Genomic DNA, 22,899 nt, shown 5'->3' with positions numbered 1-22,899 from the left:
ATGGAGCGGGCGAGGCGATTCGAACGCCCGACCTAAACCTTGGCAAGGTTTCGCTCTACCCCTGAGCTACGCCCGCTTAATCTTCAAAAACCTGCTTCTGTAAGTATGGGATTGGGTGAACCCCGTAGAAGCGGGGCGCATAATATTAAAAGTCAGAAACATTGCAAGCTAAAACTTCAAGAAAGTGCAATAATTTATAAAATGTCCTTCTGGCACACCGTTAAAACCCTATGCTACATATGTGTTTTAAAGCAATCATATCAAATGAGAAATGCCATGCCTACCAGCCCCCAAGACCTGCTTACTCATCTCGACACTTTGGGTATCAAGGCCACCACCCATCGCCATCCTCCTTTGCGCACGGTTGAGGAAAGCAAGGCATTGCGTGGGGATTTACCGGGGTTGCATTGCAAGAACCTGTTTTTAAAAGATAAGAAAAAGCAATTGTGGCTTGTGGTGGCAGCTGAAGATCGCCCGATTAATTTAAAAGAGCTGAAAAACAGTATTGGTTCTGCCCATCTGTCTTTTGGCAAGCCGGACCTTTTGTTAGAGGTCTTAGGGGTGGCTCCGGGCTCGGTCACGCCTTTTTCATTGATTAATGATGTGGATAAACAGGTGCGTGTGGTGCTCGATTCTCACATGATGGCTGAGGCGTTGGTGAATTATCACCCGTTAAGCAATGAAATGACCACCTCTTTAAGCCCAGAGGGGCTGCGCAGCTTTATCAGGTCTTGTGGGCATGAGTTTGCTGAAGTGGAACTTTGACTTCCTCTAGTGAATGGGGGTACAACCAAGGACCCACTTTAAATAGATAAATTCCTGCGATAATACGGAAAAAATGAAACAATGATTGTTGATCCCAACGCTCCTGCTACCTCATCTGATTTGATTAAAGATTCCACCAGCCAGACTTTTATGGCGGATGTGGTGGAAGCCTCTAAAGAGGTTCCGGTTTTGGTGGATTTCTGGGGGCCGGGTTGCCAGCCTTGTGAAACGCTTAAGCCTGTTCTTGAAAGTCTGGTGCGCAGCATGGGCGGCGCGGTTAAGCTGGTGAAAGTCAACGCCCAAGAGGCAGCCGATATTGCCCAGCAATTACAAGTTCAGTCCGTTCCAACCGTCTTTAGTTTTAAAGGCGGGCGTCCGGTTGATATGTTCCAAGGTGCCCTACCAGAATCGGATTTGCGCAAATTTATCAATAAACAGCTCGGTGATGAAGGTTCACCCATTACCCAAGCTTTGGCCCATGCCAAGGACTTATTGGATAAGGGGGAAGCCGGCAATGCTCAAGCGGTTTATATTCAGGTTTTGCAGCATGATAATTCCAACCCAGAAGCCTGTGCCGGGGTGATGCGCACCCATGTGGTGCTTGGTGATGTGGATGGGGCGCGCCAAATTGCAGACAATCTGCCTGAAGAGTTGAAGACGAATGAACATATTGCTTCAGCCATCGCCATGATTGATCTGGCAGGTGCGGCTGATGTGGATACAAGTGAAGTAGAAGCCAAGTTAGCCGCTGATCCTAATGATCATCAGGCCCGATTTGATCTGGGCATGGCGCTTTATGGCGCGGGTCAAAGTGAAGAAGGTTTGCTTCAGCTCCTTGAAATTGTGAAAAAAGATCGTAACTGGAATGAAGACGGTGCGCGCTTGCAGATGTTAAAAATCTTTGAAGCCATCGGCATGAGCGATCCGCTTGTCATTAAAATGCGTAAAAAACTAACCACAGTGTTGTTCTAATGGGCCCTCTTTTACCTGAAACTTTACCGTTGTTTCCATTAACGGGGGCCTTGTTATTGCCGCGTGGTCAGTTGCCGCTCAATATATTTGAGCCGCGCTACCTCACCATGATTGAGGATGCGCTGGGCGTGGGCCGTATGATTGGCATGATCCAGCCCTGTCATGATGTGCCGGACCCCATCCCCGATTCTACAGCCATTTATAGTGTGGGCTGTCTGGGGAAAATTGTGGAATTTCGCGAGCTGGAAGACAGCCGCTTTTTGGTGACCTTGGCAGGTATCAGCCGTTTTAAGGTGGAAGAAGAGCTTGAGATTGAGCGCGGCTATCGCCGTGCTGCGGTTGATTATAGCGCCTATAAGGTTGATCTGAGTGAACAACAGCCTCCCGTTAATCGTGATGCCTTGATCAAGGGGTTGCGCCATTTCCTTGACCTTAATGGTCCGGGTGGGCAAGAGATGATGGATGTGAATTGGGACGCTTTAGAACAGGCCCCTGATGAAGATCTGGTCAATGCACTGTCTATGCTCGGGCCCTTTGAGCCACGTGAAAAACAGGCGCTTTTAGAAGCTGTAAGCTTGACCCAACGTGCGGAAACCCTCATTACAATGATGTCCATGGCGGCGCTATCTCATGAAGATGGTTCTTCTGGTCACGCCTAAATAAGATTAAAGGTTTAGAATTATGTCCACACCTGCTGTTGATCCAAAACTTCTGGAAGTTCTGGTTTGCCCGATCACTAAAAGCCCGCTTCGCTATGATGCTGAGGCACAGGAATTGATCAGCGATCAGGCTCACATGGCTTTTCCAATTCGTGAAGGTATTCCGATTATGTTGGCAGAAGAAGCTCGCCAAATTGATGGGGATGCATAAGGTGAAACAGAACAGTTCTGAAGAAAAACGCGTGGTCACAGAACTGCGGGTGAAAAAGGAAGAGAAAAAGCTCATCGTTTCTTTTGAAACAGGCGAGCGTTTTGAAATTCCCGCAGAACTGTTGCGCGTTGAAAGCCCCTCTGCTGAAGTGCAAGGCCATAGCCCTGCAGAAAAGAAAATCATCCCCGGGCGACGCCATGTGGGGATTATCGGGGCAGAACCTGTGGGCAATTATGCCGTTAAGCTGGTCTTTGATGACTTACATGACACAGGCATGTTCACTTGGAGCTATCTCTTCTGGCTGGGTGAGAATATGAATGATGTGTGGAACGACTATCTGACCAACCTGGAAGCCGCTGGCCTAAGCCGCGACCCCTAAAAAGCGCTAGTCACGTACCCGCTCTTTAGGCAGGGTGACGATGACTTCGGTGCCTTCATTTGGCGTGCTCTTGATATCAAGCTTACCACCATGCATTTCCACAAGGTTATGAGACAGTGGCAGGCCAAGACCTGTACCTTCATATTCACGCGAGAGGGAGGATTGGACTTGGGCAAATGGGGTCAGGGCAATCTCGACCTCTTCTGCAGTCATGCCAATACCGCTATCTTTCACACGAATTTCAATGTCTCCATTGGGCAGTATGACGCTCTTAAGGGCGATATTACCTTCAGCATGGGTGAATTTAGTCGCATTGCTTAAAAGGTTGAGAACAACCTGTTTGATGCGACGCTTATCCCCATAATAGCTTGGTAAATCGATTTTCTGATAATCCACCTTGAGGTCTTTATGTTCCACAATTGGGTGGATCATGCGCACGCATTCTTCAATGGTTTCATTTAAATCCAGCACATCTTCTTGTATTTCCATTTCACCAGAGCCAATGCGCGCCACATCTAGCACATCGTTAATCAGGGTGAGCAGATGCTGGCCTGAATTGTTAATATCATTGATATAGTCTTTATATTCATTGGGGCGAACAGGGCCATAGACTTCGCTTTGGATCACTTCAGAAAAGCCGATAATGGCATTGAGCGGTGTGCGTAGCTCATGGCTCATGCTGGCAAGGAAATCGGATTTTGCCTGATTAGAGGCTTCGGCCCGTTTAACGGCGGTTTTATTTTCTTCAATAAGTTCTTGCAGGCTTTCCGTCATATTATTGAGTGAGCTTGCCAGTTCGCCCATTTCATCACCGCTTTCGACTTTGGCGCGTTCACTAAGGTCACCGCCTTGGATTTTGCGCAGGCTGCCAATCAAATTGGTGATGCGTGAGCTTAAAACACTCGCCATCCAAATCGCGATGATGATCACGATGACAATCATAATGCCCGTATAGACAGAAAGCTCACTAGCTGTTTGGGTGATGGAGTCTTTAAGATGATCAAGCAGGCGTTTTTCTTGCAAGTTTGCCTTGGTTTCTTGGGCCATGATCAGTTGATCAAGCGAGGCTTTTGTCTCGGTTGCTGCGCGGTGGAATTCATCAACGTTTGCACCAATGGTAACAAAGCCGAATCCACGTTTGGAGTTGGCATATTGACCTGTGTAATAAGGGATGGTGGCTGCTGTGGTCAGTTTCCACAAACCACTCCAGAAAATGACAAACGAGCCGGAGCCGCCTTCTTGGGTCAGGTTCATCCAACCAGCACATTGTGGGGCGAAATTGAGGAAGCGGCAATCAAGGGCGAGTTTGCCTTGTTTTTTCAACTCAATTGACGGTTTGGCCTCACCGGGGTTTTTAAATGTCGGTGCTGTTTTTTCAAATTCAGCATAAGATTTTCCGCTTTTTTGCCATGCTTCATATAGCTCTTTAGTCAGCCACGGCACAGATGGGTCGCCCGTTTTTGGGTCATAGCCAACAATAAAATAATCACGCGGGTGGGAAATATTGCGCCCCTTATAATCCCACATAAAGGCATAGTTGCCACTGGCTGCGTCTGAAATATCGCTATAGCGCTCTTCTGTGGGGATAATATGGTCACTAAATTCCATGATATGGGCATGATCAAGGGCCAAGCTGACATAACCAATTTTTTCACCGTTTTTCACAACCGGTGTTGCCCAACGCACAATGCCTTCAAAGCGTTTACCAAGCGGGTTTTCTTTACCCGCATAGGCCGATTTTCCCGGCTCAAACGCCATATTGGCCTTGTCGGTACGCGCCTTTGTATAAGGACCAATCATTTTTGAGGGCACGTAGCTGCCGATTACGTCAGAAACATAAATTTCCCCGGCTTTTAAACCTTGCAGCTGGCTAAAATAGCTTTCTGCTTTCAAGAAAGTATTTTCTTTTTTTGAGACATCTTTGCGGGCTTGGTCCATCAATTCACTGGTGGTGATTTTGACTTTTTCCTGACCATCAAGCCCGATATAGGTCATTTCCAGATAGATCGGTTTTTTAACCCCTAAGCTTGAGCCTTCAGCCGGGCGATAGTGGAAATCTTTTTTGTTTTTTTCAACTTTGGCAGTGCGCAGTGTTGCCCCATTGGTTTCTTGAGTTTGAGGCACCCATTTATCACCCGCTTCATTAAGCTTCCACTCACCATGTTGGCTGAGATGTTTGGTGCGGGTGTTTAAAAAGCTTTGATAGGTTTTCTCATCGGGCTGAAGGTTTGCGGCAAAAAGCAGCTCACTATCGCGCTCATAAAGAAAACGCGCCACATCACGTGCGGTATCGGTGGTGAGGCGTTCAATGGCTTCGCGGGCTTTGGTATCAAGGGCTTTGACCGTATCGGCAACCGCGAGGTCACCGGCTTCAGAAATGGTCTGGCGCATCTGGGCGCTGATGGTCTGGCTTTGCTCAATAGCAGAATCGCCAAAGGTTTTAATGGCTTCCCATGCCACCCCGCCCAAAAGGACAAGGGGAATGACTTTGATGATCAAAAAGATGGAAATCAGCTTTCCACGAATGCCAAATGACATATTTTTCTCCAGCTACGAACGAGCCTTTGCCCCAGATTTAAATATTTTACTTATTTTTTGGGGATTATACATAATTTATAAGCCCTTGCACATGGCTATCCTATCTGTCTATCTATTGTATGCAGATTATTTTAAATGGTGGTTCCTTTGATGTTAGAACGTCTTCCCCTCTGGCTTCGTCGCCCAAGCTTTTCATTACCCTCCACTTCGGGAATGCCAAAGACGATTTTGTTGCGTCTTGTTGGGGCCTGCGTGTTGATTGCTCTGCTGTATTATCCCCTTGGTATGGCGCTTATCCATAATATTGATGATGACATTGATCTCGCTGGTGACGTGCAGCCAGGTCAAAGCCAAAGTGTGGCAGTAGCGGCAAAATTAATTGAGCGCGAAACTGACATTCATCCGTGGGTGGCCAATGATCCGTGGTTTTTACCCGGTGCTGCGTTAGATAATATGCCGAACTTCCAACAAGGTATTGTCTATGCCTTGTCGCGTTTTGCCATTGAAATGAGCGATCAGATTGGGCGCACGCGCGGCTCAAGTGAGGTTGATAAAGACCTTGATAAAGCCGCTGGCTTGTTAAAATATGCCGGAGATGTCTGGGTGTTTGACCTTAGCGTATCTTTGGCCCCGACCGCACCAAGTGATGCACAGTATCGCGCAGCGCGCAAAAGCTTGTTGTCTTATAATGAGCGTTTAGCCAGTGGTGAGGCTGTTTTTGATAGGCGTGCTGATAATCTGGAAACCACATTGGAACGCATTGCCGCAGACCTTGGTTCGGGCTCAGCCGTGATTGATAAATATATCAGTGAGAATTCCGGCTCTATCATCGATATCCATGCTGATGATATTTATTATCGCAATAAAGGCCGCCTTTATGCCTATTACCTGATCTTAAATGCGCTGAAAGCCGACTTTAACAATGTGATTGCCGATAAGGATGTGGGCAAGGCTTGGGACCAGATGTTGAGCTCCCTTAAAATTGCAGCAAGTGCGCAGCCTCTTATTGTGATTAATGGTGATCCAGATAGTTTCTGGCGCCCCAGCCATTTGACATCACAGGGCTTTTATTTGCTACGTGCGCGCACTCAATTAAAAGAAGTTGCCAATATCTTGTTGAAGTAAGCCCAAAAGAAAGGCACCATACAGGTATGGTAGAGAGTAAAGAAGTACGTGAACGGGTTTTCCTTGTCGTTGTTGATAACAGCGCTGAGGTCGCAGTTGCCCTACGTTTTGCAGCCAGACGTGCCAAACATTCAGGTGGGCGTGTGGCGTTATTATATTCGATTGAACCAGCGGAATTCCAACATTGGATGTTCGTTGGCACCTTAATGGCAGAAGAAGCCCGCGAAGAAGCGGAAAATGCCGTTGGCGAGTTTTCAAAGCTGGTTCAGGACATCACAGATGAAATGCCTATTGTCTATATTCGTGAAGGCAATCGGCAAAATCAGCTGATGAAATTGCTTAAAGAAGAGCCGGGTATTTCCCTCTTGGTCTTGGCCGCAGCTGATTCAACAGATGGACCGGGGCCATTGGTATCGTCTTTAACAGGCGATATGGTTGGTGGATTGCCCGTGCCAATAACGGTGGTGCCGGGCACGCTCAGCGATGAAGATATCGATCGAATTACTTAAAAGAACTTATACCCAACTAAAATAGTTGGTTTATGTCTTGACCTTTTGGTGAAATCGGACCAAATAAAGGGCAAGCAAATTTGCATATATTGAAAGGTTTTTTCAAAAATGTTCATCCAGACCGAAGCGACACCAAACCCTTCCACATTAAAGTTCATCCCTGAACAGACAATCATGGCGCAGGGCACGGCGAATTTTAATGATAAGGATACGGCTGCGCGCTCACCCCTTGCGACCCGTCTTTTTGATGTTGAAGGTGTGGATAGCATCTTTTTGGGTTCTGACTTCATCACCGTAACTAAAGAAGATGATAAAGAGTGGCAAGTTCTCAAGCCTATGGTTTTAGAAGCTTTGATGAACCACTTTAATTCTGGGGATGCTGTGGTCAAAGAAGAAGCCGCTTCTACAGAAGACGCCGCTGAAGATGATGATATCGTTAAACAGATTAAAGAGCTGTTAGAAACACGTGTACGCCCGGCTGTGGCCCAAGACGGTGGCGATATTATTTTCCATAAATATGAAGACGGGATTGTCTATCTCACCATGATGGGCGCATGTTCTGGCTGTCCAAGTTCAGGCGCGACCTTGAAACATGGTATTGAAAATATGTTGCGCTATTACATTCCTGAAATTCAGGAAGTTCGCCAAGCCGAATAGGTTTGATTTACGCATATTAAATATGAAAAGGCCTCGCATATGTTGCGGGGTCTTTTTTTTGACCTACCTGCGGGTCATGACCGAAACACTAGCCGCACTGCGCGATTGTGCTTTTTTAGAGAAAAGCTCAAGTTTTGGTAGCGGATCAAAGCTGTTGATATCCGGTGAAGGCTTTCCAAATAGATAGCCTTGAACCTGTTGAATGCCGCATTCACGCACAAAGACGAGGCCTTCGGGGTCATCAATCATTTCTGCAATAGTATCGACTTTCAAATCGCGACATAGATTGCCAAGGGCGATGAGGAAAGAGCGGCCCTTTGGGGCTTTGCGCGCATTGCGAATGGCGGACCCATCCAGTTTGACAATATCCACATCAAGGGTGGATAGATATTGGAAGCTGGCAGCACCTGCACCAAAATCATCAAGACAGACTTTATAGCCCATTTTGCGCAAATTCTGGATGAAGATATTGGCATCTCTGAGGCTTTCAAGGCGCGCACTTTCCGTTATTTCAAACATCAAAGCGCCTTTGGCCCAGGCATTGTTTTTCAACAGGTTCATCAATTTCTTGATATAGCCGCGATCACCAACTGAATAGCCCGATACATTTACAGCCAGTTTGTAGTTCTTGCCTTTAGCTTGCTGACCAAGCCACTGTAAGGCCGCTTGCGCCATGGCAAAATCAAATTCAGGGATAAGGCCTGTTTCTTCGGCAAAAACGATATATTCGTATGGGGATTTACCCGATTGTTCACCGCGAAAACGTGCCAGACATTCATAATGATGGATTTTACCATCACGCGCGCCAATGATGGGTTGAAACGCGATGAAAAATTCACGATCAGCCACCACCTGTTTAAAGGTCGAAATCTTATCATGGGCTTCAGTAACAAGCTCGCTCATATTGCGGCTTAAGGTGTCCATGGAGAAATCTTTACCACGGGCATGTTTAAACTGATTAATGGTATAGGCCAGACCGTTGGCAAGGTCTTCTTCAGTAATGTTTTCTGCATCCACATCCATGGTGGCGGATTTGATCTCCAATGTGACATCATCGCCACTGGCGCTGGAGGCCATTTTGGAAATTTCATCAGAGAGTTCATCGACTTTAAGGCCGGTTTTATGAACGATCCCGAATTTATTATCACTGATGCGACCCGCAGTATCCCCGCCAATAGAGCTTGATTTCAAATAGCTCCCCACAGAGGTCATGAGATGGCCAGCATCCTCATTACCTAAGCCATTGGCAATGGCTTGTAGCTGTTCCATATCCAGCATGGTCATTTCGACCTGCTCACCCTTCATGGCATTGCTTTGAATGGTGGCTTGCGCGGCTTCTAGGAAGGAGTCTTCGTCATAAAGCCCGCTGTCTTCATCTTTTTTCAGATTGGTAGCACGACCAAAATTATCACCGAGGCGAAAACCCAGAAACAGGTGGTTTTTTAAATCTTTAACCCGATAGCCCATCATTTCAATCGGCGGCGTTGGTCCTGCACGCCCGTTTAAGCGAACACTGACGGCTTCAATGCGGTTTTGTTCATCGGTGTTAGAGGCAACTTGCAAGAAGAGCCCATGATCGGATTCTGCAATAATATCTGTAATGGGTTGACCAATTAAGGCGTCATCTTTTTTACCTGTGATCGCACCAATAGCGCCACCGGCAAAGGCAATGTTAAAATCAGGGTCGAGTTCTAAAATAATGTCACTCCAGCAGAACGTAAAGGCGACAAATCTGTCCCGTTCCGTCTTGAGATCGTTCTCGCTACCCATAAAAAAGCCCTAGTTATTTTGTTAATCATTATTAGATGAGTTATGGTATAGGAAACAATATGATTTGTCAGACCAAAAAAATAATAAAGTTAATCAAATGATCAAAAAAAACGACATTCAGACTTGGGTCTTTGATCTGGATAATACTTTATACCCAGCCTCAACCAATCTTTTTGCCCAAGTTGATGTAAGGATGCGTGAATTTATTGCGCAATATCTCAGTGTTGATCTGGATGAAGCTTATAAACTTCAGAAAAGTTATTTTCGCGAATGCGGCACCACATTGCGTGGTTTAATGACAAAGCATGATATGGACCCAGAACCCTATCTGGAGTATGTCCATGATATTGATCTTTCAGGCGTTCTGGCAACACCGGGTTTAGCCAAGGCATTAGAAGGTCTTGGTGGACAAAAATATATTTTCACCAACGCATCAACCGCCCATGCTGAGCGGGTGATGGACTGCCTTGGGGTGAGTGCGTGTTTTGATGGTATTTTTGATATTGTTGATGCGAATTACACACCAAAGCCCGATGCCTCAATTTACGATACATTCATTGAGAAATACGCCATTGACCCAAGCAAGGCCGTCATGGTGGAAGATATGGCGCGCAACCTTGAACCAGCTGCCAATCTGGGTATGAAATGTGTCTGGATTGAGAATGAGGCGGACTGGGGTAAAGAAGGCGCTGATGAAGCCTATGTGCATTATAAAACAGATGATTTACAAGGCTGGCTGGCAGCCTTGTAAATTTTAAGCACCAAATTTCATAAAGAAAACTTGGGCTGCACCATATTTACGAATGTCGAGTTCTTCAAACCCATCAGGGATTTGCCAGTTTTCTTTTTTGGCCGCTTCAATAATGCATAAGCTGCCCTCACCAATCCAACCGGTTTGAACAAGGGCTTTAAGGGCGAGATCATTTAAGCCGGATTTATAAGGCGCATCCATAAAGATGAGGCTACAGGCTTGATCAGCACGGGGGGGCGATGTGGCATCAACGCGCATGGCATTGATCTCTTGGGCGCTTCCCATACCTTTGGCATTGTTGCGCAGTGATTTCATGGCTGCTTCATGGTTATCCATGAAAGTGACATGGGCCGCACCGCGTGAAAAGGCCTCTAGGCCCAAGGCACCCGTTCCGGCAAACACATCTAGGACACGCTTGCCGCGCAAGGCACTGCGCCCCCAGCTTTGATGCTCAAGGATATTAAAAATGGACTCGCGCGCGCGGTCCGATGTGGGGCGTGTATCGCCACCTTCAGGGGCGCTTAGCTTGCGCCCTTTAAATTTACCGCCGACGATCCGCATGTGGTTTTCTTCCTTTATCTTTTGGCTTTGTTGAGGATTTGCGTGGGCTGCGTGCGTTTGGCTTGTCCTTGGCGTTGGCATAACCCTCTTTTTTACCGCTGCCTGTTGCGGCAATACCCGGAATTTTACCACCAAACCATTCTGCCAAGGCTTTGCGCGGGACTTCTTCCATTTCACCGCGTGGCAGTTTACCTAGTTGCAGCGGGCCGTAATCGGTGCGGATCAGGCGGGTCACTTCATAGCCCAAAAATTCCATCACACGGCGGACTTCGCGGTTTTTACCTTCTTTAATGGAAATATTGATCCAGGCGTTTGACCCTTTTTGCACATCCAAAACCGCTTCAACAGGACCATATTGCACCCCGTCAATGACCGGGCCTTCTTTAAGGGCAAAAAGCTCATCCTCAACTACGCGACCATGCACACGCACCCGATAGCGTCTGATAAAACCAGTTTGCGGTTTTTCCAAAAAGCGCGCTAATTCCCCATCATTGGTGAGCAGCAGCAAGCCTTCCGTGTTGTAATCAAGACGTCCAACCGAGATCACCCGTGGGGTGCCGTTTGGCAGCTGTTCAAAAACAGTGGGGCGGCCTTCAGGGTCTTTATGGGTTGTCATCAACCCGCGTGCTTTATGAAACTTCCACAGGCGCGGCGGCTGTTTATCGGGCAAGGCCTTGCCATCGACCACAATGATGTTGCTCGGGAGAACATTCAGGGCAGGGCTGTCAATCACCTTGCCATCAACCGAGACATTGCCCGCTTCGATTTTACGCTCAGCTTCGCGGCGTGAACACACACCGGCGCGTGCGATGACTTTGGCGATACGTTCGCCTTTTAGGGTGAGTTTTTCATCGCTCATGATCTGGCGGCCTCAATAAATGCATCAAAAATTTTCTTGTCGCCTTCACAGATATGGAATTCAGGATGCCATTGCACCCCGATGCAAAAGCGCAAAAACGGCACTTCCATACCTTCAAAAACAGTATCGGGCGCAATGGCATTAATCATAATGCCTTCGGGCTTATCGGCAATGGCCTGATGATGTGCGCTGTTGACCGACATTTCATTCACCCCAACAATATCATGTAAGCGCGTTCCCGCCTTGATCTTAACGCTATGTCCGGCCTCATCGCGTGGATTTGGCTGTTCATGGGCAAGGAAATCGGCATAACTGTCAGGAATATGTTGGATGAGTTTCCCACCCAGCACCACATGGAGCAATTGCTGACCGCCACAAATCCCAAGAAGCGGCATGTCCCGATCAATCGCACCTTGGGTCATGGCCCATTCAAATTTGGTGCGTTTGTCCTTGGTCACTACCGTGTCATGCACATCGCTTTCGCCATACATGGAGGGGTCCACATCAAAGGCCCCACCTGTGATGAGCAGCCCGTCAATGAGATCAAGATACTGTTCAGCCAGTTCCGGCTCATGGGGCAGGGGAAGGGGCAGGCCGCCACTTTTTGCCACCGCACCACAGTAATTTTCACGCAATGCATACCAATCGAATTTGGAATAGGCGCCTTCGCCACCGTCTTCGCTATCCATCGTAATGCCGATAATGGGAGTTTTCATAGCTTCTGTATAAACTTCCTATTATAGTCCTGTCCATGAACTATATGGATATTGCCCTAAAAGAAGCGGAAAAAGCAGCCGCGCGCGGTGAAGTGCCCATCGGGGCGGTGATTGTGGATAGTACCACAGGTGAGATTATCGCACGTGCAGGCAATCAAAGCGAGGCAGACCATGACCCAAGCGCCCATGCCGAGGTTGTTGCGATTCGCAATGCCTGTCAAAAGCTAAGCTCTACCCGACTGCCCCAATGTGATCTTTATGTGACGTTAGAGCCTTGTACCATGTGCGCCACAGCCATTTCTTTTGCGCGCATTCGCAGGCTCTATTTTGGGGCTTATGATCCAAAAGGTGGCGGGGTGGACCATGGCGCGCGTTTTTATGAACAAGCAACCTGTCACCATAAGCCGGATGTTTATGGCGGGATTTTAGAAAGTGCCTGTAGTGAAATCCTAAGGCGTTTCTTTCAGGAAAAAAGATAAGTAGAAACTAGAGCTATCTTGCACTTTGGCGCCTGATTAGCTATAGAGCTGCAACAGATATTTTTTTGGAGAGACAGCATGTCAGAGACGGGTTATCGCAAAACGTTAACGCACTTCCTTATTGAAGAGCAACGCCGCCGCCAAGGTGAAGGTGTTTTAACCCTGTTGCTGGCTGATGTGATGACAGCCTGTAAGACCATTTCCGATTTGGTTGATCATGGTGAGCTGGCAGGCGCGCTTGGCACCATGGGGACGGAAAATGTCCAAGGTGAAGTGCAGAAAAAACTAGATGTTCAATCAAACGAGCTGTTTAAATTTTGTAACACCATTGGGGGCCATCTTGCGGGTATGGCCTCTGAAGAAGAAGACGATGTTGTAACGGTTCCGGCTGAGTATCGCGGTCGTTATCTTTTGTTGTTTGATCCACTTGATGGCTCGTCCAACATTGATGTGAATGTTTCTGTCGGCTCGATCTTCTCTATTTTGCGTTGCCCTGACGGGATTGAACAACCATGTGCTGAAGATTTCTTGCAGCCCGGTGTAGAACAGGTTTGTGCAGGCTATACGGTTTATGGTCCTTCTACCATGTTGGTAATTACAACAGGTAATGGCGTCAACGGCTTTACCATGGATCGCAACGTGGGTGAGTTTTTCCTCACCCATCCTGATATGAAAATTCCGGAAGAAACCAAAGAATTTGCCATCAATATGTCGAACCAGCGCCATTGGGAAGCGCCAGTGAAACGCTATATTGATGAATGTGTCCAAGGAACAGACGGCCCGCGCGAAAAAGATTTCAACATGCGCTGGGTGGCTTCTATGGTGGCGGACGTTCACCGTATTATGAGCCGTGGCGGTGTGTTTATGTATCCGATCTGTAATAAGACACGCGAGAAAGGCGGCAAGCTGCGTTTGATGTATGAAGCAAACCCTATGTCTTTCATTATTGAGCAAGCAGGCGGTATGTCTTCAACCGGGCGTGAGCGTATTATGGATGTTCAACCTGATGAACTTCATCAGCGCATCCCTGTGATTTTAGGCTCAAAGGCTGAGGTTGAGCGCATTGTGAGCTATCACGATGAAGTTGACGCATAAGAAAAGATCCTATCTTTTTGAAGTAAAAGGCTCGGTCTCATCCGGGCCTTTTCTTTTGATAAATTCATCTATTTCAAATAGATAGACGACACTATCTTTAAAGACGCTAAAAACGGGTGATCACTTGCGCTATACTAGTCGCATCCAAAAATAAAAAGAATATGTAGAACACGATTGTCGAGGGAGGCAAGGTGATGGCATATGAACAACATTCACCGCGTGTGGTCGGGACACGTTTCTTTGCGAAATATGGATATGACGATTCATTGACACGTGTTTCAATGAATTTAACCTCAAGCCAAGATGAGGTCTTTTGGAAACGCGTTCTTGATGTGCTTGATGAGTTGCGTGCAGATGAATTACGCGGTGTGCCTTCTTAATAAGGACATCTATTGAGCTGCAATATGCTGATCAATGGTGTTTAGAAGGCTTTCTGCCGTAAAAGGCTTGGCAATAAAGTCGAGCATACCCGCCTCTAGGCAATTATTGATATCTTGCTGATAGGCATTGGCGGTTAAGGCAATGATGGGGATATCGCAAATGGGCTTGTCCATGGCCTTAAGCTGCATGGTGGCTTCAAGCCCTGTCATGACAGGCATTTGAAGGTCCATTAAGATCAGGTCAAAGGGTTGAGTTGAAACCTGCTCCAGAGCCTCTTGACCATTATTTGCGATGGTTATGTTGTGGCCATATTTGGAGAGGATGCCGACAACCACTTTTTGATTGATCAGATTATCTTCAACCACAAGCAGGTTGAGTTGACGCTCCGTTGAGCCTTTTTCTTTGTTTGCCTGTTTGGGTTTAAGCTCGATGATAGCTTCATCGTCTTGGGCCTTTTGAAGGGGAATATCAAACCAGAAGCGACTGCCTTTGCCAAGCTGGCTTTCAGCTTGAATAACACCACCCATTTTTTCAACCAACCCTTTGCAGATGGACAGGCCAAGCCCCGCCCCGCCATATCTGCGGCTCATGGACCCATCAGCTTGGGTGAAGGTCTCAAAAAGAGACGGCAGGGCATCTGGTGAAATACCAATGCCCGTATCAACGACTTCAAATCTGATAAGGGTAGAAGTATCTTGTTCTTCAAGTGTTGAAACACGAATGCTAACGGTTTCATCTTTGGCAAATTTAATGGCATTACCGATGAGGTTGAGTAGAATTTGTCGAATGCGGGTGGGGTCGCCACAGACAGAAAGGTGCGCCTTTTCATCATATTCAATGGAAAGGGTCACATTTGCATAACGCGCTGCGGCCGCCATGATCTCGTATGAACTTTCAACCAGCTCATGAAGGTCAAAAGTCAGATTTTCCAGTACGACTTTATCACTCTCTAGTTTTGAGAGGTCTAAAATATCATTAATCAGCGAGATAAGCATTTCCCCACTGGAGCGGATTGTTTGTGCATAGTGAAGTTGTTCTTCATCCAGCTTACTTTCCAAGAGTAAGTCCGTCATGCCGATGACCCCGTTCATGGGGGTTCTGATCTCATGGCTCATGGTCGCAAGAAAACGGCTTTTGGCTTCATTTGCGATCTCGGCTTTGAGCTTGGCTTCTTCAAGGTGCTGGCGCAATTGGACTTCTGGGGTGATATCGCGCAAAGAAAGAAGGGAGCTTTTAACGCCTTCAATCTCAGCCATATTCAGCTTAATGGCGACATTAACCTCTTGTCCCTCTTTGGTCAGGCCCTTCATTTCCATAGGGGGGCGATCATAAGCTCCATCTTGATGGGAACGATAGACCTTATCACGTTGACCAATATGAGCATGGCGATAGCGCTCAGGCATGAGGTCTTCAACTTTTTTACCAATCAGTTCCTCAAGGCTATAGCCAAAGAAATTTAGTGCTTCTTGGTTCGCCTTGGTGACAGAGCCCGTTGTATCCACCACCAACATGGCGTCAGGTGCATTTTCCAAAATGGTGTTGAGGGTGGCGCGCTCTTTTGTAAGAGCGATGCCTTTCTCTTCATTGCGTCTGAGCATGGAAAAGGCAAAGATCGCCATGAGTAAGGCCGGGATGGGAATGAACAGGTTAAAGGTCAAAAGATTTTTGAGTTCTGCCAGCCCTTTTTCGGTTGTAAGCAGCTTGTCATGGCGGGCTTCTTCAATCTTATGGGCCAAGATGCCAATGGCTTGAAGAGCGCCAATATCATTCACCTTGGAAAGATTATCCAGTTCAACAACACTGGTGACACTGCCACGGGCTTTGTGGAGCTTTTGTTCATATTCCAATAAGGTCGAGCGAAGAACATTGATATGTTTATTGACCTCAGGTGAGCCCATAAACACTTCAATCTCGTTTAGATAGACCATGGCATTGGTATAATTCTCCAATGCCGCTTTATAATAAATGTCATCACGGCGAATGATGTAGTTTTTGAAATGGTGAATAAAACCACCATAGCCGATTTCACGGCGCACCTTATTGAGGTTGATGTCGGCTTCTTCAAGGGTGGTGTTATAGACCTTCCATTGCTCTGACAGATCATCCATCAAAAAGCGCACGGTCATATTCCAAGGGAAGGACAAGACAAACATGATCATTGCCAGCACGAGCAGCAATTTTGTCAGTTTTAATTCTTTCCACATCTATAAGGCACCACTTCATCATATTAGATGAGGTAGTTCTTGCTGAAAAACCCTAAAAAGTAAATATATAAGGACTCAAATTGAGTAAAATTTTATATAAATTACCTTTAATCGTCGCCCATCTTAAGGGCTGCAATGAAGGCGGTTTGCGGAATTTCAACCTTACCAAATTGACGCATCTTCTTCTTACCCTTCTTCTGTTTTTCCAGAAGTTTTTTCTTACGGCTAATATCACCACCATAACATTTCGCCGTTACATCTTTGCGCATGGCAGAGATGGTTTCACGCGCGATCACTTTACCGCCAATGGCAGCTTGGATCGGAATTTTAAACAGTTGGCGCGGGATCAGGTCTTTTAAGCGCGAGCAGACTTGGCGACCACGGCCTTCAGATTGTGAACGGTGCGCCATAAAGGCCAAGGCATCAACGGGTTCTGCATTGACCAAAATCTGGATACGTACCAGATCACCTTCGCGATATTCATCCACCTCATAATCAAAGCTGGCATAGCCGCGCGAGCAGGATTTAAGGCGGTCATAAAAATCAAAGACGATTTCGTTAAGTGGCAGGCGATAAACCGCCATAGCGCGTGAGCCGACATAAGTGAGCTCCATTTGCTCACCACGGCGATCGGTGCAAAGCTGCAAAACAGGACCGAGATATTCATCGGGTACCATGATGGTCGCTTTAATCCAAGGCTCTTCAATCCGATCAATTTTAGTCACATCGGGCATGTCAGCCGGGTTATGCAAGGTGATGACTTCACCGTCATTCATATGCATACGATAAACAACCGATGGTGAGGTTGTGATGAGATCAAGGTCATACTCACGCTCAAGACGTTCTTGAATAATCTCAAGATGAAGAAGACCAAGGAAGCCACAGCGAAAACCAAAACCAAGCGCGGCTGAGCTTTCCGGCTCAAAATGGAAAGAGGCATCATTTAAGTGCAGTTTACCCAAGGCCTCGCGCAAATCTTCAAAATCTGCCGCATCAACTGGGAAGAGACCACACCAAACCACAGGGGTAGAAGGTTTAAACCCATCCAGTGGTTCACTTGCGGGTTTTTTGGTCTCCGTTACCGTATCACCAACCGCGGCATCCGCCACAGATTTAATTGCCGCTGTGAAATAACCCACTTCACCTGGGTTAAGTTCAGCCAATTTTTCCATTTTTGGAGAGAAGCAACCCACTTGATCAATCAGATGGTCGGTTTCGGTATTCATGAAGGAGACCTTCATGCCGCGTTTTAAGGACCCATCCACAATGCGCACCAAAATCATCACACCCAGATATGGATCATACCAAGAATCAACGATCAGGGCTTGAAGCGGATTGTCTTTATTACCCGTTGGGGCAGGCAATGTAGTGACGATGGATTCTAGAACTTCTTCACAGTTAAGTCCTGTTTTAGCTGACACCAACACGGCGCCACTGGCATCAATGCCGATCACATCTTCAATTTGTTGCTGGATGCGATCAGGCTCGGCTGCGGGCAGGTCAGCTTTATTGAGAACAGGGATGATCTCATGATCATTTTCAATGGCCTGATACACATTTGCCAAGGTCTGAGCTTCAACCCCTTGGGTGGAGTCAACCACCAAGAGGGAGCCTTCACAAGCCGCAAGCGAGCGGGAAACTTCATAGGCGAAATCAACATGGCCCGGCGTGTCCATCAGGTTGAGCTGATAGGTCTCGCCATTTTTGGCTGTATATTTAAGACGTACCGTCTGGGATTTAATCGTGATGCCGCGCTCACGTTCAATATCCATATTATCGAGGACTTGTGCCTGCATTTCGCGATCAGACAATCCACCACAAAGATGGATGAGACGGTCCGCTAAGGTGGACTTTCCATGATCAATATGGGCAATGATGGAGAAGTTACGGATATGGGACAGGTCAGTCATGTTTATATATCACTATAATAAGGAATTGAAACCGAGCTTGGTATAAGCGTTTGTTGGCTTTTGCGCAACAAAATCAATTCAGCATGACTATATTCAAGCCTTTTGAGCAGTTTATCACTTTATGTATTTGTAAAACATTATACTAAAACATAATCGTCTTATCTGTTTTACACTGTTGCAATAAAACCGAAATAAGAGCATTTTGGTATAAACGAATAACCCAAAAATTGGGTACGCTTCTTCTAGGGAGGAAAATGTGAACGACGAAAACGTCGCAAAAGACGCGTCGGATTTTGCTAATCAGCAGGATTTTGACGACCAAGTTGCAGTAGTCATCAAGAAGATTGCCGTTGATGCAGGTGATATCGTAATCGAGATCGCTGATGTGGCCGGCAATATTGAAGATGTCACTGCACGTATTAATAAGCAGACAGATAGTTTTAATCTGGTTCGCGAAGCTGCGGCAGCTATGGCGCAGACAAAAGATGAAATTGCTGCGGCTGCCCAGACCTCTTTATCGGTTGCGGAAAAAGCCAATAGTGATGTTACGCAATCGCGCGATAAGGTTGAAGTCTCGCTTGCGAATATCCAGACCCTTGTGGATTTTGTGCGCGACATTGAAGAACGCCTCACCGGATTGAACGGTGCCTTGGAAGAGGTGCGTGGTGTCTCCAGCGTCATTCAGAAAATTGCCTCTCAGACAAACTTGCTGGCTTTGAATGCCACTATTGAGGCCGCGCGCGCAGGTGAAGCCGGTAAAGGTTTTGCGGTTGTTGCCTCTGAGGTGAAGAACCTTGCAGGCCAAACGGCAAAAGCAACTGAACAGATTGACCAGACTTTGGAAGATTTAGGGACGCAGGTTGAGCTCCTTATGGGTGAAAGTGCCCGTGGTGTGCGCAATGCAGCAGAAGCCCAAGAAGGCACCAAAGATATTGGCGATGCCATTAATCTGGTGGGTGATGCCATTGCCAAGGTAGATGGCGAACTTGTGAATATTAACCAAGCGACCTCTTCTATTGATGTTCATGTGGATGGGGTGGTGACACAGCTTGAAGAAATGTCTGCGCGTGCTGAAGAAAATCGCACAGACCTAAGCGGTTGTAATGAACGGATCAGTAAGTTGCGCGATTTCGGTGCGGACTTGATCCAACTTACCAACCAATTGGGTGTGGAAACGGTAGATAGCTTCTTTATCAAGCAGATTGTGGATGGGGCTAAAACCGTCTCTGAGTTGTTTGAGCAAGCGGTCGAGCGTGGTGAAATTTCCATGGATGATTTGTTTGATCGCAATTATATCAAGGTCGATGGATCAAACCCGACGCAATATACCAACAAGGCGTTGCGCTTCTTGGATAAGTATCTCACTGAAATCCAAGACCCGATTCAGGCCTCTCATGAGAAGTTTGTGTTTGCGGCTTGTGTGGATACCAATGGATATTTGCCAGTTCATAACTCCATGTTCTCTAAAGCACAAAAACAGGGCGATGTGGAATGGAATACAGCCAATTCGCGCAACCGCATGATCTTTAATGACCGTGTTGGTTTGGCGTCTGGGCGTAACGAAAAACCATTCCTTGTTCAGGCCTATCGCCGTGATATGGGTGGCGGGCAGTTTGTCATGATGAAAGATGTTTCAGCCCCGATTATGGTTAAAGGTAAACATTGGGGCGGATTGCGCAGCGGCTATAAGCTGTAATCGTCTGCACCTTATATTTCTTTATAAAGTGATCTCCATATTTATGTGGGGATCACTTTTTATTTGTATCGCTTCTAGTAAATGCATTAAGAATAAAGGAAATAACGCTGAAATAAGGGGAGCAGGTGATGGTTGAAGGGCCGATGCACAATTATCGTGAATTGTTGCGCGAAGGATCAATCCATCCCGATGTGGCTCAGGAATTAGCTGTTGAAAAGCTTCAACTCCTCCACCATGCCTTGAAGTCTTATGAACCCTCCAGTGGGGAAACGGGCTGGCGTGCGCGTTTTGGCCTTGGTAAGCGCAAGGAAACCCCCACACCGCCTCAAGGGCTGTATATGTATGGGGAAGTGGGCCGTGGGAAATCCATGCTCACGGATCTGTTTTTTGACGGTGCCCCTGTTGAGGCTAAGCGTCGGGTGCATTTTCATGAATTTATGCGCGAAGTCCATGAACGCCTTAAAGGCATTCGTGAAGCCAAGCTTGATCAAAAAGAAGATGCCATTGTAGTGCTGGCGGGGCAGCTGACGACAGAAGCTTGGCTGTTATGTTTTGATGAATTTCAGGTCACCAATATTGCCGATGCGATGATCTTGGGCCGCCTGTTTGAAACTTTGTTTGAGCTTGGCGTGGTGATTGTAGCGACCTCTAACCGTGTGCCCGATGATCTTTATAAAAAGGGCCTGCAGCGCGAGCGTTTCTTGCCTTTCATTGATATGATCAAGCACAAGCTTGATGTGATGGAGCTTGAAAGCCCGACCGATTATCGTTTGGGCCGTGAAAGTGGCGAGCAGACTTTTTTCTACCCGCTGGATATGGAAGCACGCGACCAGCTTCATGCCCAGTTTGAAGAGATGACGCAGGGTCAGGCCAAAAAAGATTATGTGATTATCAAGTCACGCAACATTGATGTACCCAAGGCTTTTGAGAAAATCGCCTATTTCACTTTTGCTGATTTATGCGTGAAACCCTATGGGGCCAATATCTATCTGGAGCTGGCCGCCCTTTATGATGTGATCTTCATTGAGGCTATCCCGCAGTTGTCCCCGCTTAAACGCAATGAGGCAGAACGGTTTGTCCATTTAATCGATGCGCTTTATGAACATAAAGTCAAACTGGTCTGTTCAGCCGCGGCCTTGCCGGAAAAACTCTATCCTTCTGGGGATGGGGCGTTTGAATTTCAAAGAACCGTATCGCGCCTGATGGAAATGCAGTCTGAAGATTATCTTTCTGCGGAGCATTTGACTTAGGGTCCTGACCCTAAAGGCTTTGTGGTAAATCGCGAATCCTTTTTTGCAAAAACCACATGGCTGTAGATTCGCGCATGCGCTTTTATTGGTCACCTCATGCAGTGAGCGCATGGTATCACCAGAAACAATTAATGTTGCAGCACAGCATTTTTCTTTGAAATATTATTAAACCCTAGGGGTTCTCTCGCTTTTCGAAAATTTCGTTCATGGTCATACCAATAAATACGTATCATGGTAAGACCACTCCCATACAAAGGCTAGGGTTTCTGCGGGGTTAAGCAGGGCGGTTTTTCGAAACAATTCTTGCTCTTAGTCAAGAATCACGCTACTAAGCTCGGACGGGTTTTTGGACTTTCGTCTTATATGAATATAAGGCAAAGTTCAGCTTTATTTATTTAACCGGATCGAGGGAAAATTCTCCATGGCACGGAACAAGATTGCGTTAATCGGCGCTGGTAACATCGGCGGCACTTTGGCTCACCTAGCTGGTCTCAAAGAACTTGGCGATATCGTCATGTTTGATATTGCAGACGGCATTCCACAAGGTAAAGCACTGGATATTGCTGAATCATCACCTGTTGATTGTTTCAACGCATCTATGTCAGGTACGACTGACTATAAAGACATTGAAGGCGCAGACGTTGTAATCGTAACTGCTGGTGTACCGCGTAAGCCGGGCATGAGCCGCGACGATTTGATCGGCATCAACGCTTCTGTAATGAAGTCTGTTGGTGAAGGCATCAAGCAATACGCTCCAGACGCTTTCGTTATTTGTATCACAAACCCACTCGATGCGATGGTTTGGGCACTGCGCGAAGTATCTGGTCTGCCGCACAACAAAGTTGTGGGTATGGCTGGCGTTTTGGATTCTGCACGTTTCCGCTACTTCTTGGCTGAAGAATTCAACGTATCTGTTGAAGACGTAAACGCCTTCGTACTTGGTGGTCACGGCGACACAATGGTACCGCTAGAGCGTTACTCTACAGTTGCTGGTATCCCAGTTCCTGATCTTATCAAAATGGGCTGGACGACACGTGAGAAAATGGACGAAATCGTTCAACGTACACGTGATGGCGGCGCAGAGATCGTTGGCTTGTTGAAAACTGGTTCTGCGTTCTACGCTCCAGCAGCTTCTGCTATCCAGATGGCTGAATCTTACCTGAAAGACCAACGTCGCCTGTTGCCTTGTGCAGCATGGGTTGACGGTGGCAAGTACGGTCAAGACGGCATCTACGTTGGCGTTCCTACTATCATTGGTGAGAACGGCATCGAGCAGGTTATTGAGATTGAACTCAATGCTGACGAACAAGCGATGTTCGACAATTCAATCAACGCTGTTGAAGGCTTGATTGAAGCGACTAAAGAACAAATGAATAAATAATGAAAGTTTGGGGCGGTGTTAAAATCGCCCC

Annotated in this window: 22 protein-coding genes and 1 tRNA gene; 15 read left to right on the top strand and 8 right to left on the bottom strand. The window is 46.9% G+C overall.

Translation table 11 applies throughout. The features are described 5' to 3' along the window. Nucleotide 1 precedes the first annotated feature (1 nt). Nucleotides 2-76: transfer RNA gene (locus tag MTBPR1_RS12140), tRNA-Gly, on the bottom strand. A gap of 200 nt (nt 77-276) precedes the next feature. Between MTBPR1_RS12140 and MTBPR1_RS12135 the strand changes: the two genes are divergently transcribed. The 5 genes from MTBPR1_RS12135 to MTBPR1_RS12115 all read left to right on the top strand — a co-directional run bounded on the left by MTBPR1_RS12135 (nt 277) and on the right by MTBPR1_RS12115 (nt 2,986). After that, entirely contained in the window at nt 277-765 is a 489-nt protein-coding gene (locus tag MTBPR1_RS12135; RefSeq protein ID WP_069189304.1) for a prolyl-tRNA synthetase associated domain-containing protein, read from the top strand. An 81-nt stretch (nt 766-846) separates the two neighbouring features. Next, the gene (locus MTBPR1_RS12130) at nt 847-1,737 is read left to right on the top strand and encodes a thioredoxin family protein (RefSeq protein ID WP_069189266.1); all 891 of its coding nucleotides are present in this window, start codon (nt 847-849) and stop codon (nt 1,735-1,737) included. Further along, on the top strand, nt 1,737-2,396 hold the full coding sequence (locus tag MTBPR1_RS12125) for an LON peptidase substrate-binding domain-containing protein (protein ID WP_069189265.1): 660 nt from the start codon (nt 1,737-1,739) through the stop codon (nt 2,394-2,396). The genes MTBPR1_RS12130 and MTBPR1_RS12125 overlap by 1 nt, the downstream gene beginning before the upstream one ends. Nucleotides 2,397-2,418: 22 nt before the next feature. After that, the gene (locus tag MTBPR1_RS12120) at nt 2,419-2,607 is read left to right on the top strand and encodes a Trm112 family protein (RefSeq protein WP_069189264.1); all 189 of its coding nucleotides are present in this window, start codon (nt 2,419-2,421) and stop codon (nt 2,605-2,607) included. 1 nt (nt 2,608) lies between these two features. Beyond that, a complete protein-coding gene (locus MTBPR1_RS12115) occupies nt 2,609-2,986 on the top strand; it encodes a gamma-butyrobetaine hydroxylase family protein (protein ID WP_338031287.1) in 378 nt (125 codons plus the stop codon). Between the two features lie 6 nt (nt 2,987-2,992). Here MTBPR1_RS12115 and MTBPR1_RS12110 read toward each other — a convergent pair whose 3' ends face one another. Next, nucleotides 2,993-5,524 (bottom strand): ATP-binding protein, encoded by a 2,532-nt coding sequence (locus MTBPR1_RS12110; protein ID WP_069189262.1) that lies wholly within the window; start codon nt 5,522-5,524, stop codon nt 2,993-2,995. Between the two features lie 150 nt (nt 5,525-5,674). Here MTBPR1_RS12110 and MTBPR1_RS12105 point away from each other — a divergent pair, with 150 nt between their 5' ends. The 3 genes from MTBPR1_RS12105 (at nt 5,675) to MTBPR1_RS12095 (ending at nt 7,815) form a co-directional block, all read left to right on the top strand. Next, nucleotides 5,675-6,649 (top strand): DUF2333 family protein, encoded by a 975-nt coding sequence (locus tag MTBPR1_RS12105; RefSeq protein ID WP_165602666.1) that lies wholly within the window; start codon nt 5,675-5,677, stop codon nt 6,647-6,649. Nucleotides 6,650-6,675: 26 nt separating this feature from the next. Continuing rightward, on the top strand, nt 6,676-7,158 hold the full coding sequence (locus MTBPR1_RS12100) for a universal stress protein (protein ID WP_069189261.1): 483 nt from the start codon (nt 6,676-6,678) through the stop codon (nt 7,156-7,158). 108 nt (nt 7,159-7,266) lie between these two features. After that, nucleotides 7,267-7,815 (top strand): NifU family protein, encoded by a 549-nt coding sequence (locus MTBPR1_RS12095; protein ID WP_069189260.1) that lies wholly within the window; start codon nt 7,267-7,269, stop codon nt 7,813-7,815. Between the two features lie 63 nt (nt 7,816-7,878). Here MTBPR1_RS12095 and MTBPR1_RS12090 read toward each other — a convergent pair whose 3' ends face one another. Next, complete coding sequence (locus MTBPR1_RS12090; RefSeq protein ID WP_069189259.1) at nt 7,879-9,585, bottom strand: EAL domain-containing protein; 1,707 nt, start codon at nt 9,583-9,585, stop codon at nt 7,879-7,881. A gap of 97 nt (nt 9,586-9,682) precedes the next feature. On the opposite strand from MTBPR1_RS12090, the gene MTBPR1_RS12085 reads away from it, so the two are divergent. Next, complete coding sequence (locus MTBPR1_RS12085) at nt 9,683-10,336, top strand: pyrimidine 5'-nucleotidase (protein WP_069189302.1); 654 nt, start codon at nt 9,683-9,685, stop codon at nt 10,334-10,336. 3 nt (nt 10,337-10,339) lie between these two features. Here MTBPR1_RS12085 and rsmD read toward each other — a convergent pair whose 3' ends face one another. The 3 genes from rsmD to MTBPR1_RS12070 are packed head-to-tail and all read right to left on the bottom strand — an operon-like array spanning nt 10,340 to nt 12,472. Beyond that, nucleotides 10,340-10,897: a 16S rRNA (guanine(966)-N(2))-methyltransferase RsmD gene (gene rsmD / locus MTBPR1_RS12080; protein WP_069189258.1), complete on the bottom strand. Its 558-nt coding sequence runs from the start codon at nt 10,895-10,897 to the stop codon at nt 10,340-10,342. Then, nucleotides 10,878-11,756, bottom strand: a complete 879-nt coding sequence (locus tag MTBPR1_RS12075) for a pseudouridine synthase (RefSeq protein WP_069189257.1) — start codon at nt 11,754-11,756, stop codon at nt 10,878-10,880. Before MTBPR1_RS12075 ends, rsmD begins: the two co-directional genes overlap by 20 nt. After that, nucleotides 11,753-12,472, bottom strand: coding sequence for a gamma-glutamyl-gamma-aminobutyrate hydrolase family protein (locus tag MTBPR1_RS12070; RefSeq protein WP_069189256.1), 720 nt, complete (start codon nt 12,470-12,472; stop codon nt 11,753-11,755). The genes MTBPR1_RS12075 and MTBPR1_RS12070 overlap by 4 nt, the downstream gene beginning before the upstream one ends. Before the next feature lie 44 nt (nt 12,473-12,516). Here MTBPR1_RS12070 and MTBPR1_RS12065 point away from each other — a divergent pair, with 44 nt between their 5' ends. From MTBPR1_RS12065 to MTBPR1_RS12055, 3 genes are all read left to right on the top strand, one after another. Then, entirely contained in the window at nt 12,517-12,951 is a 435-nt protein-coding gene (locus tag MTBPR1_RS12065; RefSeq protein WP_069189301.1) for a nucleoside deaminase, read from the top strand. A 78-nt stretch (nt 12,952-13,029) separates the two neighbouring features. After that, nucleotides 13,030-14,046 (top strand): class 1 fructose-bisphosphatase, encoded by a 1,017-nt coding sequence (locus tag MTBPR1_RS12060; protein WP_069189255.1) that lies wholly within the window; start codon nt 13,030-13,032, stop codon nt 14,044-14,046. 194 nt (nt 14,047-14,240) lie between these two features. Then, nucleotides 14,241-14,426: a hypothetical protein gene (locus MTBPR1_RS12055; protein ID WP_069189254.1), complete on the top strand. Its 186-nt coding sequence runs from the start codon at nt 14,241-14,243 to the stop codon at nt 14,424-14,426. A gap of 9 nt (nt 14,427-14,435) precedes the next feature. Here the strand turns inward: MTBPR1_RS12055 and MTBPR1_RS12050 are convergent, their stop codons facing one another. Together MTBPR1_RS12050 and lepA are read right to left on the bottom strand one after the other, a co-directional pair. Next, nucleotides 14,436-16,631, bottom strand: a complete 2,196-nt coding sequence (locus MTBPR1_RS12050; protein ID WP_069189253.1) for an ATP-binding protein — start codon at nt 16,629-16,631, stop codon at nt 14,436-14,438. 107 nt (nt 16,632-16,738) lie between these two features. Beyond that, nucleotides 16,739-18,541, bottom strand: a complete 1,803-nt coding sequence (gene lepA / locus MTBPR1_RS12045) for a translation elongation factor 4 (RefSeq protein WP_069189252.1) — start codon at nt 18,539-18,541, stop codon at nt 16,739-16,741. A 256-nt stretch (nt 18,542-18,797) separates the two neighbouring features. Between lepA and MTBPR1_RS12040 the strand changes: the two genes are divergently transcribed. The 3 genes from MTBPR1_RS12040 to mdh all read left to right on the top strand — a co-directional run bounded on the left by MTBPR1_RS12040 (nt 18,798) and on the right by mdh (nt 22,868). After that, nucleotides 18,798-20,237 carry a methyl-accepting chemotaxis protein gene (locus MTBPR1_RS12040; protein WP_083223062.1) on the top strand — a complete coding sequence of 480 codons (1,440 nt, stop codon included), beginning with the start codon at nt 18,798-18,800 and terminating at the stop codon, nt 20,235-20,237. A 128-nt stretch (nt 20,238-20,365) separates the two neighbouring features. Then, a complete protein-coding gene (zapE, locus tag MTBPR1_RS12035) occupies nt 20,366-21,487 on the top strand; it encodes a cell division protein ZapE (RefSeq protein WP_069189251.1) in 1,122 nt (373 codons plus the stop codon). A 421-nt stretch (nt 21,488-21,908) separates the two neighbouring features. Next, the gene (gene mdh / locus MTBPR1_RS12030; protein WP_069189250.1) at nt 21,909-22,868 is read left to right on the top strand and encodes a malate dehydrogenase; all 960 of its coding nucleotides are present in this window, start codon (nt 21,909-21,911) and stop codon (nt 22,866-22,868) included. Nucleotides 22,869-22,899 lie beyond the last annotated feature (31 nt).

This window comes from Candidatus Terasakiella magnetica, assembly GCF_900093605.1.
Taxonomy (GTDB): Bacteria; Pseudomonadota; Alphaproteobacteria; order Rhodospirillales; family Terasakiellaceae; genus Terasakiella; species Terasakiella magnetica.
This window is presented reverse-complemented; position numbering and strand designations above follow the sequence as displayed.

Excerpts from the sequence above, each read along its gene's own strand:
- MTBPR1_RS12135 (WP_069189304.1), top strand. The coding sequence starts at position 277 with ATGCCTACCAGCCCCCAAGACCTGCTTACTCATCTCGACACTTTGGGT.
- MTBPR1_RS12055 (WP_069189254.1), top strand. The coding sequence starts at position 14,241 with ATGGCATATGAACAACATTCACCGCGTGTGGTCGGGACACGTTTCTTT.
- MTBPR1_RS12070 (WP_069189256.1), bottom strand. The coding sequence starts at position 12,472 with ATGAAAACTCCCATTATCGGCATTACGATGGATAGCGAAGACGGTGGC.
- MTBPR1_RS12095 (WP_069189260.1), top strand. The coding sequence starts at position 7,267 with ATGTTCATCCAGACCGAAGCGACACCAAACCCTTCCACATTAAAGTTC.
- lepA (WP_069189252.1), bottom strand. The coding sequence starts at position 18,541 with ATGACTGACCTGTCCCATATCCGTAACTTCTCCATCATTGCCCATATT.
- MTBPR1_RS12110 (WP_069189262.1), bottom strand. The coding sequence starts at position 5,524 with ATGTCATTTGGCATTCGTGGAAAGCTGATTTCCATCTTTTTGATCATC.
- MTBPR1_RS12130 (WP_069189266.1), top strand. The coding sequence starts at position 847 with ATGATTGTTGATCCCAACGCTCCTGCTACCTCATCTGATTTGATTAAA.
- MTBPR1_RS12120 (WP_069189264.1), top strand. The coding sequence starts at position 2,419 with ATGTCCACACCTGCTGTTGATCCAAAACTTCTGGAAGTTCTGGTTTGC.
- MTBPR1_RS12060 (WP_069189255.1), top strand. The coding sequence starts at position 13,030 with ATGTCAGAGACGGGTTATCGCAAAACGTTAACGCACTTCCTTATTGAA.
- MTBPR1_RS12090 (WP_069189259.1), bottom strand. The coding sequence starts at position 9,585 with ATGGGTAGCGAGAACGATCTCAAGACGGAACGGGACAGATTTGTCGCC.
- MTBPR1_RS12105 (WP_165602666.1), top strand. The coding sequence starts at position 5,675 with ATGTTAGAACGTCTTCCCCTCTGGCTTCGTCGCCCAAGCTTTTCATTA.
- MTBPR1_RS12065 (WP_069189301.1), top strand. The coding sequence starts at position 12,517 with ATGGATATTGCCCTAAAAGAAGCGGAAAAAGCAGCCGCGCGCGGTGAA.
- MTBPR1_RS12125 (WP_069189265.1), top strand. The coding sequence starts at position 1,737 with ATGGGCCCTCTTTTACCTGAAACTTTACCGTTGTTTCCATTAACGGGG.
- MTBPR1_RS12075 (WP_069189257.1), bottom strand. The coding sequence starts at position 11,756 with ATGAGCGATGAAAAACTCACCCTAAAAGGCGAACGTATCGCCAAAGTC.
- MTBPR1_RS12050 (WP_069189253.1), bottom strand. The coding sequence starts at position 16,631 with ATGTGGAAAGAATTAAAACTGACAAAATTGCTGCTCGTGCTGGCAATG.
- MTBPR1_RS12085 (WP_069189302.1), top strand. The coding sequence starts at position 9,683 with ATGATCAAAAAAAACGACATTCAGACTTGGGTCTTTGATCTGGATAAT.
- rsmD (WP_069189258.1), bottom strand. The coding sequence starts at position 10,897 with ATGCGGATCGTCGGCGGTAAATTTAAAGGGCGCAAGCTAAGCGCCCCT.
- mdh (WP_069189250.1), top strand. The coding sequence starts at position 21,909 with ATGGCACGGAACAAGATTGCGTTAATCGGCGCTGGTAACATCGGCGGC.
- zapE (WP_069189251.1), top strand. The coding sequence starts at position 20,366 with ATGGTTGAAGGGCCGATGCACAATTATCGTGAATTGTTGCGCGAAGGA.
- MTBPR1_RS12100 (WP_069189261.1), top strand. The coding sequence starts at position 6,676 with ATGGTAGAGAGTAAAGAAGTACGTGAACGGGTTTTCCTTGTCGTTGTT.